This window comes from Salinibacter sp., assembly GCF_036626415.1.
Lineage (GTDB): Bacteria > Bacteroidota > Rhodothermia > Rhodothermales > Salinibacteraceae > Salinibacter.
The window spans coordinates 1-9,806 of the sequence record NZ_JAZKRW010000112.1 but is presented as its reverse complement, the minus strand read 5'-3'; the positions used below and the strand labels follow the sequence as shown (position 1 = coordinate 9,806).

9 protein-coding genes and 1 tRNA gene are annotated in these 9,806 nt (G+C 66.3%); 7 read left to right on the top strand and 3 right to left on the bottom strand.

The features are described from left to right. Positions 1–121 precede the first annotated feature (121 nt). Positions 122–1,243, top strand: coding sequence for an Mrp/NBP35 family ATP-binding protein (locus V5A20_RS11255; RefSeq protein WP_332316275.1), 1,122 nt, complete (start codon positions 122–124; stop codon positions 1,241–1,243). A 140-nt stretch (positions 1,244–1,383) separates the two neighbouring features. Continuing rightward, positions 1,384–1,686 carry a NifU family protein gene (locus tag V5A20_RS11250; protein ID WP_442978395.1) on the top strand — a complete coding sequence of 101 codons (303 nt, stop codon included), beginning with the start codon at positions 1,384–1,386 and terminating at the stop codon, positions 1,684–1,686. A gap of 77 nt (positions 1,687–1,763) precedes the next feature. Here the strand turns inward: V5A20_RS11250 and V5A20_RS11245 are convergent, their stop codons facing one another. After that, on the bottom strand, positions 1,764–2,387 hold the full coding sequence (locus V5A20_RS11245; RefSeq protein ID WP_332316274.1) for an outer membrane beta-barrel protein: 624 nt from the start codon (positions 2,385–2,387) through the stop codon (positions 1,764–1,766). 154 nt (positions 2,388–2,541) lie between these two features. Beyond that, on the bottom strand, positions 2,542–3,963 hold the full coding sequence (locus tag V5A20_RS11240; RefSeq protein ID WP_332327369.1) for a tetratricopeptide repeat protein: 1,422 nt from the start codon (positions 3,961–3,963) through the stop codon (positions 2,542–2,544). Positions 3,964–4,118: 155 nt separating this feature from the next. Between V5A20_RS11240 and V5A20_RS11235 the strand changes: the two genes are divergently transcribed. The 5 genes from V5A20_RS11235 (at position 4,119) to pth (ending at position 8,188) form a co-directional block, all read left to right on the top strand. Further along, positions 4,119–5,402 carry an NUDIX domain-containing protein gene (locus V5A20_RS11235; protein WP_332316272.1) on the top strand — a complete coding sequence of 428 codons (1,284 nt, stop codon included), beginning with the start codon at positions 4,119–4,121 and terminating at the stop codon, positions 5,400–5,402. A 142-nt stretch (positions 5,403–5,544) separates the two neighbouring features. Next, a tRNA-Gln gene (locus tag V5A20_RS11230) sits at positions 5,545–5,618 on the top strand. Between the two features lie 46 nt (positions 5,619–5,664). Continuing rightward, positions 5,665–6,612, top strand: coding sequence for a ribose-phosphate diphosphokinase (locus V5A20_RS11225; RefSeq protein WP_442978396.1), 948 nt, complete (start codon positions 5,665–5,667; stop codon positions 6,610–6,612). 212 nt (positions 6,613–6,824) lie between these two features. Next, positions 6,825–7,520, top strand: coding sequence for a 50S ribosomal protein L25 (locus V5A20_RS11220; RefSeq protein WP_332316270.1), 696 nt, complete (start codon positions 6,825–6,827; stop codon positions 7,518–7,520). Positions 7,521–7,621: 101 nt separating this feature from the next. Continuing rightward, positions 7,622–8,188, top strand: a complete 567-nt coding sequence (gene pth / locus V5A20_RS11215; protein WP_332327368.1) for an aminoacyl-tRNA hydrolase — start codon at positions 7,622–7,624, stop codon at positions 8,186–8,188. A gap of 88 nt (positions 8,189–8,276) precedes the next feature. On the opposite strand, the gene V5A20_RS11210 is transcribed toward pth, so the two are convergent. Beyond that, positions 8,277–9,806: sodium-translocating pyrophosphatase (locus tag V5A20_RS11210; protein WP_332327367.1), on the bottom strand; the 1,530-nt coding region annotated here is incomplete at its 5' end.

Here is a 9,806-nt window from a genome sequence, read left to right as displayed (position 1 = left end):
GAGCAGGCATCGTAAGATGACGTAATTCGACGGGCCTTCCCCCCGCTGAGAGGAACATCCACCCGTCCCTGTGGTGGGGTGTAGTGCTGTGATTTTTCTCCTACCAACCCCCTCGTGCCTCATGGCTGTCGCCCGCGAAGACGTCCTGGATGCCCTCCGACAGATCAAGCATCCCGAGGAGAGTCAGGACATCATCCGGCTCGACATGGTGAAGGACCTCACGATCGAGGACGGCCGGGCCTCCTTCACTGTCGTCGTGAAAGACCCGGATAGCGCCTTCGCCAATCAGGTGGAGGAGGCCTGTCAGCGCGTCCTCCACGAGGAGGTGAGCCGAGGGCTATCGGTGGACGTGGAGGTCGACAGCGAGATGATTCCGCTTGGTGACGACGTGATGATGGGGGAGGGCGAGACGATGCAGCAGACCAGCGGTGAGGACGGCGTACAGAACACGATCGCCGTGGCCAGCGGCAAGGGCGGCGTGGGCAAGAGCACCGTCGCCGTCAACCTGGCGATGTCTCTTTCCGAGCAGGGGTACGAGGTGGCGCTCGTCGACACGGACATCTACGGCCCGTCGATTCCGAAGATGATGGGCATGGAGGGCGAGAAGCCGCGCGTCAACGACGAGCGCAAGATGGTGCCGCTCGAAAAGCACGGGATCAAGACCCTGTCGATGGGCTTCATGGTCGATCCCGACCAGGCCGTCGTCTGGCGCGGGCCGATGGTGACGAAGGCGGTGCGCCAGTTCCTCGGCGACGTGGACTGGGGCGACATCGAGTACATGATTCTCGACCTGCCCCCCGGCACGGGCGACGTCCAGCTCACCATCGTGCAGACCATTCCCCTTACCGGGGCCGTCATCGTCTCGACCCCACAGGACCTCGCCCTCGCCGACGCGCGGAAGGGCAAGGCCATGTTCGACAACGTGAACGTGCCGGTGGTGGGCATGGTCGAGAACATGGCCTATTTCTCCCCCCCCGACCAGCCGGACCGCAAATACTACCTCTTCGGCCGCGAGGGCGCCCACGAACTGGCCCGGGAGCTCGACGTACCGTTTCTCGGCGAGGTGCCCATCCAGCAGGAGATCCGCAAGAGCAGCGACCAGGGCACGCCCATCGTCCGGTCTGCCCCGGACAGCGCCTCCACGCAGGCATTCGCCGAGATTGCCGACCAGCTCACCGAGCAAGTCGCCCTTCGCAACGCCGAGGACGACCCCACGCAGAAGATCGAAATTCTTTACGAGTAAGTGCCGCTCGACTTCCAGGGCGGAGCGTGCTCCCCCACAATTCCGAACATCCCCGAACGTGCCCGCGCTGCATCCGTTGGATGTCTAAAGAATTATGACGTGCGGGTTCACGCCGCTTTCGCCAATTCCCTCGACGCTTTATGTCCGACGACGTGCCTTCGTCCCCCGACGCCGAAGACGGGTCGCCCCACATGGATCCAGCCCTGCGTGACGACATTGAGGAGGCCCTTGACACCATTCGCCCGTACCTCATGGCGGACGGCGGATCGGTCCGGCTGCTGAACGTCACGTCCGACTACGTGGTGGAGCTGGAATTGCTGGGGGCCTGTGGGTCCTGCCCCATGAGCACCATGACCCTGCGCGCCGGCATCGAGCAGGCCCTCAAGCGGTCGGTGCCCAAGGTAAAGCGCGTGGAGGCCGTCAACGCCGCGACAGCGGCGTAGCCCCCACCGTCTTCCTCCTCTGCTTTTCTGCGGATCTCTCCGGTCCACTTCGCTCCCGCCCTCGTGTGTCGGGCAGCTCACAGCTGCACGCCCATCCCCAGCCGAACAGTGACGTAGCGGGTGGACGAGCCCGTCTCCAGGTCTGACCCCTCCGTGTCCACAACCACGTACCGCGGCTCTACGAATACACTGTAGGTCTCGTCGATTCGGAAGTTGGACCCGATTGCGACGTGAAAGCCCCTGCGTCTCGTGGATCGCTCCGGGAGTACATTTTCGCTCTGGCGCACCCGTGCCTCCGCGAACTCGGTCCGGTAGAGCCCCACGCCCCCCGACACGTACGGGTGGGCGTCGCTCTGATTCTTGAGGGTATAGCGCAACCCAATCGTCCCATTCAGGACGTTGAGGGCCCCACCCTCCACCGACGTCCCGACCGACAGGTTTTCTTCCAGGAGCGCGACGTTGTCGCCGTTCAGCGTGAACCGGTCGTAGCTGCCCTGCAGCACAACCTCCAGCCCGTCGTACACCTCGACCCCGGCGCCGAGCCCCAGGTCCACTCCGGAGTTCAAGACGGTGTTCAAGCCCTCCGGGGACTGAAAGAACGCTGCGCCCACGTTCCCGCGAAGAGAGACCGCCGGCTGGGCCGACACGCTGGTGCTCAGGAGGAGACCGAGAAGGACGAGAAGTGCAGCGGTCCGTCGCATGGCATCAAGCATGGATTGCAGGGGGCGTCAGGATGGGCGATCAAAAGCCCCGAAGCGCGGACATGAGCAACAAAATGCTTGGGGCCCCTCCGTGCTGGGGATCCTAACTTCGCACAGTCTTCCAACGAGACCAGTGTTGGCTGGATCCCCGCCCTCATTCGTTCGATGACGAGGGAGACTGCTGCATGTGGAGAATGGGACGGAGTGTCTCGAGACGAGACTCTGCGTAGCGGCGCAGCTCGGGGAGGGCGGCCTCCCTCGTCTGGAGAAACCGGCGATAATAACGGGCCGCCGGCGCCTTGTCCCTGTAGTGCTCGTCGTAAACCGTTGCGAGACGAAAGTAGAGCTCCCCCCGTTCCGGGCGCAGGCGAAGGGCCGTCCTGTAGGCGTCAACCGCGGCGGCCACGGCCCCCTGCCGGCTCTTCAGGCTCCCTTGATGCTCCAGGGCCTTCGTGATTGGCCCCCTCGCCTCCCGGTCAATCGTGTTCTGGAGGTGCGTGCCCGCCCGCCGCAGGCTGTCGAGCCGCAGGTACGTGACCCCCAGATAGAGGGTCGTGCGTGTGTGGCTGGAGTCGCGCCGCAGGGACCGTCGAAGGAACGGCAAGGATTGAGCGTACTGCTGGCGACGCACATCGACGAGACCAATTCGCCGGTACACCGTCGCCGATGAGTCGCCCGCGGCAAGCGTTCGCACGTATGCTCGGCGTGCCCTCTCGAGATCATCTCGCTCAAAGGCGAGGTCGCCCCGCCGACGCCACAGTCGGGGGTCCCCGGACTGGTGGGCCAAGGTGGTGTCGACCACGCGCCGGGCCGCGTCGAGGGCCCCCTCCGCACGGTGCAACCGACTGAGGGACAGCGCAACCTCCGCCGACCGCGGCGCTCGACGATGGGCCTCCGCGAAGTGGCGCCGCGCCCGCTCCGTGTGGTTGAGCTCGAGATTGCACTGCCCGAGACGCGCCCACCACCGCCCGTTCGAGGAGTCGGCACGCACCAGCCGCGCGTACTGGGCCCGCGCCTCGCGCCAGCTCCGAGACCGCCGGTGGACCTCCGCGAGGGCCTGACGGGCCGCCCGATCGTCCGGACGGGCGTCGAGCACGCGCCGAAACGCCGACGCCGCTTCCGACCACCGGTAGAGTGCGGCGTAGCTATCCCCGAGGGTCCGGTCAATCGAAACCGTGGACCGCGCTTTTTCCTCGGCGATCCGACGAGCCGTGCGCAGGGCGTCGATGGCCGCCGCGTGCCGTCCGCGCGCCTGTTCGGCCCGCCCGAGCAGGACGTGGAGCTCCTGCATCTCAGAGGCGCGGAGCAAGTCGCGGCGGCGAGTGCGGATGCGACGAACCACCGTCTCGTACGCGCCGTCCATGTAGGCAGCACGCAGCGCCTCTACCGATCCGGTCCCCTCAAACGGGCGTCGCGTCGTATCCCGGCGCATTGCCACCGGGCGGAGCGAGTCGGGCGTCGGAGCGACTTGTTCCGGCGATGGGTCTTCAGCCAGCTCGGAGGACGACGCGACACATCCGGCACCGCCCAGGACACAGGCCAGCAGAAGCACGAGGCGACCGTGGGGGCTCAGCATAGTGGCATCTTTGATTATTACTACTCCTATAGTAATAATCGATCGCAAAATTCTCAACCGTCCACTTCGTGGGCGGATCGCTCGACGGCCGGACGCGTGCGAGGCCCTGGATTTCTTAAACCTCTCTCCTGTCCGTTCCCCCTGGTTTTCGTCTCATGGCCGACGCCACCTCGACGCCCGTCGTCACCGTCTTTCTCCGACATCGAGGCGAGGTGCTGCTTCTTCGCCGCAGCGAGGACGTCGGCTCCTACCCCGGCCAATGGGGTGCCGTCGCCGGGCACGTTGACGACGAGGATCCTTCTGCGTCTGCACTCCGAGAGATCGAGCAAGAGACGGGTCTTCAGGAGGCCGACCTTCGGCCCCAGCAGCAAGGGGCGCCGTTTGCGGTCGAGGACGAGGACCGCGGGACTCGCTGGCGGGTCCATCCCTTTCTCTTCGAAACAGAGACTCGGGCGATTGAGACGAACTGGGAGACCGACGAGGCGGAGTGGGCGTCCCCGACCGTGATGCTGCGGCGCGATACGGTGCCGGACCTCTGGGCCTCGTACCGCCGCGTGGCGCCGTCCATCTTCGGCCTCGCAAACGACACGACGCACGGGTCGGCCCATCTTTCCCTCCGGGCCCTGGAGGTGCTGCGCGATCGGGCCGGGATGCTGGCGAGCTCCGACGCGTCCACCATCGAGGACGCCCGAGCGCGTCTGTTGGGCATCGCTCACCGTCTGCTGGACGCCCGCCCCTCGATGGCCGCACTGACGAACCGGCTTCACCGCGCCATGTACGCGAGCCGCCCGGAGTTTCTTCCCGCGACCGTCGAGGCCAACGCCCACGAAGCCCTTCAGGACGCCCTGGCGGCCGACGAGGCGGCGGCCGAGACGGCCGCCACGCGGGTGGGGGGGACGCACGTGCTCACCCTATCCCGCTCCGGCACCGTGCTGTCGGCCCTGCAGGCGGCCGCCCCTTCGCCCACCGTGAGCATCGCCGCCTCGGCCCCTGGAAACGAGGGCGTCGGCGTCGCCGAACACCTGTCGGGGGCGGGCCTCGACGTTACGCTCCTCCCCGACGCCGCCATCGCCCGACGCCTGCACGACGGCACCGTCGACGCCGTCCTCGTGGGCGCGGACACGGTCCAGCCCTCGGGCGCGGTGGCCAATAAGGTCGGCACATACGGGGCCGCCCTCGCGGCCCACCGGGCCGAGGTGCCCGTGTACGCCGCGTGTGCCGTGGACAAGATCTCCGTGGACGAAAACACCCCCAACGAGTCCGCCGCGGACCGAGCCGTGTACGACGGCCCCCTCGATGTGGCGGTGTGGGCGCCCCGCTTCGATACCACGCCTGCCGCTCTCGTGACCGGGGGCCTGCTCACTGATCGGGGCGTGCTGGCCGCCGACGAGGTCGCTGCCGTGGCAGAAGACCTCGCCGAGCTGCGCGCCTGGATGTGACATTTTTCTTTTGACGTTTTCCCTCTCGCCCGTCGCTTCTCAGCCCCTCTTCACGAACTGAACTCCCGTCGCCTCGTTGATACACTCCGTGCTGCTTTCTACCCTGTGACAACGCAGCGTTACAGAAAGCATCTTCTCCTATTGCCCGGTCGTCTAATGGCAGGACAGCGGCCTTTGGAGCCGTTAGTGGTGGTTCGAATCCACCCCGGGCAACCACGTCTTCCCCATCCCGATCGCTGCCGCCCCGGTGCCCCCTCCCCTCATGCGTGCGTCGAGCAATGAACACCGCGTTGCCATCTTTGGGGGCCGCTCCAACCCGGCCCTCGCCACCAAGATTGCCGAGGCGTACGGCACAACCCTCGGCGACCTCAGCATCCGGGATTTTGCCGACGGCGAGATCTACGTTCGCTTTGAAGAGTCCATCCGGGGGGCCGATCTGTTCATCATCCAGAGCACCCATCCGAAGGCGGACAACTGGATGGAGCTGCTCCTCTCGATCGACGCCGCCAAGCGGGCCTCGGCCGAGCGCGTGACGGCCGTAATTCCCTACTTTGGCTACGCCCGCCAGGAGCGCAAAGACCAGCCGCGCGTCTCCATCGCGGCCAAGCTTATGGCCAACATGCTCACGTCCGCCGGCGTGGACCGCATCTTGACCATGGAGCTCCACGCCGCCCAGATCCAGGGCTTCTTCGACGTGCCGGTAGACCACCTCTACGGCTCCACCGTTCTGATCGACCATGTCCGCCAGTTCGACCTCGACGACTTCGTCGTACTGGCCCCGGACGTGGGCGGCCTCAAGATGGCCCGCGCCTACGCACAGCGGCTAGGGGTGGACCTAGCCCTTATCGACAAACGCCGCCCCCGCCAAAACGAGGCGCGGGTGATGAACGTCATCGGCGATGTGGAGGGAAAAGACGTCCTCATCATCGACGACATCGTCGACACCGCTGGCACACTCACCCGTGCGGCGAAGGCGCTTAAGGATCACGGCGCCCTGAAAATTATGGCGGCCTGCACGCACGGTCTTCTCTCCGGCCCGGCCTACGACCGCATCGAGAGTTCCCCTCTCGAACGACTCATCCTCACCGACACGGTGCCCCTCAAGCGTCCGTCCGACTGCATCGAGGTCGTGAGCGTCTCGAACCTGTTCGCCAAAGCCATCCGCCACATTTATACCGACCAATCGGTCTCCACACTCTTCACCGAATAACGGAAGGAGCCGGCGACGGCAGAATCAGCAGACTCATGGGGTGTGGAGCACGTTTGAGCGAACCGTACGTCTCCTAGCGTCTATTTTGCTTGAATCGGGCCTTCGCGCCTGGAACCAAATGTGGGGGTGCATCTAGCATACACTCTGCACAAAGAGGCGGCCGGGCGCTCGTCCGGTCGCTGCCGCCCTTTTCACCGGATCGTCTTCCTGTCATGGACGCCCCCGTCATCGAAGCCCAGCCGCGCGAGACCGGCTCGAAGGCCGCCCGCGACATTCGCAACGACAACCGCGTGCCGTGCGTCCTGTACGGGCGCACCGTCGAGTCGACCCCGCTGCAGATTCCGATTGCCGCCCTCAACAAACTGATCTACCGCCGCTCGGCCCCGGTGGCTCAGGTGGAAATGGACGGCCACACGTGGCACTGCATCCTGAAGGATTACGATCTGCACCCGCTCACGGACCGCCCCCTGCACGCGGACTTCCAGGCCCTCAAGGAAGGCGACGAGGTGACGCTGACGGTGCCGCTGCACTACGCCGGAATCCCGGTGGGCCAGCAAAACGGCGGCGACACGCAGCAGATTGCCCGCGAACTCACGATCTCGGTGCTGCCGGAGAACATTCCCTCCCAGATTGAGGTCGACATCAGCGAGCTCGTCATTGGCGATTCGCTTCACGTCTACGACCTTGAGACCGACTACGAGATCAAAACGTCGAAAGACCAGACGCTCGTCACGGTCGTGGCCCCGCAGATCGAGACCGCGCCCACGACCGAGGCCGAGGAAGAGGAGGAAGAGCTCACCGAGGAAGAAATCGCCGAAGAGGGCGAGGCCGTCGACACAGAAGAAGGCGAAGCGGCCGAGGCCGAAGAAGCGCCTGGCGAGGGCGACGGTGAGGACGAGTACCAGTAGGCACTGCCTGCACGCCGAAGCGCCCCTCCATTTGATTTTCCAGAAGGGCGGCCGGTCCCGGTCGCCCTTTTCTATTTGTCTCTAGACGTCTCCGAGCCCGCATGTCCACTCCCTCCCTTCTCGCCATTGGCCTCGGCAACCCGGGCGCCGAGTACGAAGATACGCGCCACAATGTGGGCCATCAGGTCATCGACGCACTGTCCGGGCGCCTCGACATTTCGCTGCAGCACGAGTCCGATGCGCTCGTCGGCTGGGGCCGCTACGCCGACCAGAAGATCGGGCTGGCCGTACCGCTCACGTACATGAACCGGAGCGGCGACGCAGTCGCGGGCCTCCGCGACTACTACGACCTCCCGGTCGACCGACTGCTCGTCATTGTCGACGACCTGCACCTCCCCGTCGGCACCATTCGACTCCGCCCGTCGGGCAGCAGCGGCGGCCACAACGGCCTCACGCACGTGGCCCAGCGGCTCGGCACCACGGAGTTTTCGCGCCTTCGCATCGGCATCGGCGACGACTTCCCCGACGGCCGCCAGTCCGACTACGTTCTCTCCCCGTTTACCGACGAGCAGCGACCGGCGGCCCGGTCGGCCCTCGAGGACGCCCAGGAGGCCGTCCTCACGGCGGCCCGCGAGGACCTGGGCTCGGCGATGAATCAGTTCAACTGACGGTCCGCACCGACACCCACAAAAAAAACTCCCGACCGGGCAACCGAGCCCGGCCGGGAGCAAACGTCGATCGGGATGAAGGGACGCGTTAGCCCAGCAGGTAAGCAAAGAGCGGGAGGAAGATGACCGCGACCTTGCCCATCAGCTTGATGAGCACGTTGAGGGAGGGGCCCGCCGTGTCCTTCAGCGGGTCGCCCACCGTGTCGCCCACGACCGAGGCCTTGTGCGCCTCGCTGCCCTTCCCGCCGTGGACGCCGGACTCGATGTACTTCTTGGCGTTGTCCCAGGCCCCCCCGGCGTTCGACATAAAGATGGCCATGAGGAAGCCGGCCATGAGCACCCCGGCGAGCAGGCCCGCCAGCGCCTCGACGCCGAGCCCGGGCAGCACGCCGACGAGGACCGGCGCAATGAGCACGACGATGCCCGGCAGCATCATCTCCCGCAGGGCCGCGGTCGTCGTGATGTCGACGCACCGGGCGTAGTCCGGCTTCGTGTCGCCACTGCGCACGCCCTCAATCTCAGCGAACTGGCGCCGCACCTCATTGACGACGGCCGCCGCCCCGCGGCTGATGGCGTGAATGCCCACGGAGGCCAGGTAGAACGTAAGCATCGCGCCCAGGAGCAGGCCCACCAGCACGGCGGGGTTCATCAGGTTGACCCCCGCCTCCAGCGACAGCAGGTCCTGCGCGGCCGCCTCCGAGAAGTAGGTCGCCAGCCACGCGAGGGCCGCCAGCGCGGCGGAGCCGATGGCGAAGCCTTTGCCGATGGCCGCCGTCGTGTTGCCGGCCGAGTCGAGCGCCTCGCAGCGCTCTCGCACATCCTGGCCGAGGTTGGCCATTTCGGAAATGCCCTGCGCGTTGTCGGTAATCGGCCCGTACGCGTCGGTCGAGAGCACCACGCCGAGCGTCAGCAGCATCCCGAGCGCGGCGAGGGCGATGCCGAAGAGGCCGCCCAGGTGGTACGCCAGCAGGGTCGCGAGGGCCACCGCCAGGGCCGGCACAACCGTGCTGAGCATGCCGGTCCCGAGCCCTTCGATGATGGTCGTGGCGGCACCGGTCTTGGCCGACTCCGCAATCTGCTTTACGGGGCTGTACTCGGAGGTGTAGTATTCGGTCGCCTTCCCGATGACGACGCCCGTGAGCAGGCCGGCCAGCAGGACGAGGAAGAGCGCCCACCGCACGTCCATCGTGGCCGCCGCATCGTCAATGACGGCCGCGGCCGACTCGCCGCCCGGAATGAGCCAGAAAATGAGGCCCAGGGCCAGCAGGCTCGTGAGGACGTTGGCGACCGTAGTGCCCCGGTTGAGCGCCGAGCGGGCATTGGCGGCCTGCTGCTCATAGGAGACGTCGCCCCCCTCCCCCGCGCTCACGAAGAAGTACCCGATGATGGACGACACGATGCCGAGCACCCCGAAGAGAAAGGCAATCATGAGGCCCAGGTTCTCGAAGCCGAGGTTCGGAAAGGCCGCGGCGAAGTCGACCTCCGCGCCGAGGAACATCGTTGCCGCCACCGCCGAAACGTACGATTCGTAGAGGTCCGAGCCCATGCCGGCCACGTCGCCCACATTGTCGCCCACGTTGTCGGCAATCACGCCGGGGTTGCGGGGATCATCTTCCGG

What these genes read in the sequence shown, in the direction of transcription:
- V5A20_RS11220 (WP_332316270.1), top strand. Translation starts at nt 6,825, where the DNA reads ATGGACGCCCCCGTCATCGAAGCCCAGCCGCGCGAGACCGGCTCGAAG.
- V5A20_RS11255 (WP_332316275.1), top strand. Translation starts at nt 122, where the DNA reads ATGGCTGTCGCCCGCGAAGACGTCCTGGATGCCCTCCGACAGATCAAG.
- V5A20_RS11245 (WP_332316274.1), bottom strand. Translation starts at nt 2,387, where the DNA reads ATGCGACGGACCGCTGCACTTCTCGTCCTTCTCGGTCTCCTCCTGAGC.
- V5A20_RS11235 (WP_332316272.1), top strand. Translation starts at nt 4,119, where the DNA reads ATGGCCGACGCCACCTCGACGCCCGTCGTCACCGTCTTTCTCCGACAT.
- V5A20_RS11250 (WP_442978395.1), top strand. Translation starts at nt 1,384, where the DNA reads ATGTCCGACGACGTGCCTTCGTCCCCCGACGCCGAAGACGGGTCGCCC.
- pth (WP_332327368.1), top strand. Translation starts at nt 7,622, where the DNA reads ATGTCCACTCCCTCCCTTCTCGCCATTGGCCTCGGCAACCCGGGCGCC.
- V5A20_RS11240 (WP_332327369.1), bottom strand. Translation starts at nt 3,963, where the DNA reads ATGCTGAGCCCCCACGGTCGCCTCGTGCTTCTGCTGGCCTGTGTCCTG.
- V5A20_RS11225 (WP_442978396.1), top strand. Translation starts at nt 5,665, where the DNA reads ATGCGTGCGTCGAGCAATGAACACCGCGTTGCCATCTTTGGGGGCCGC.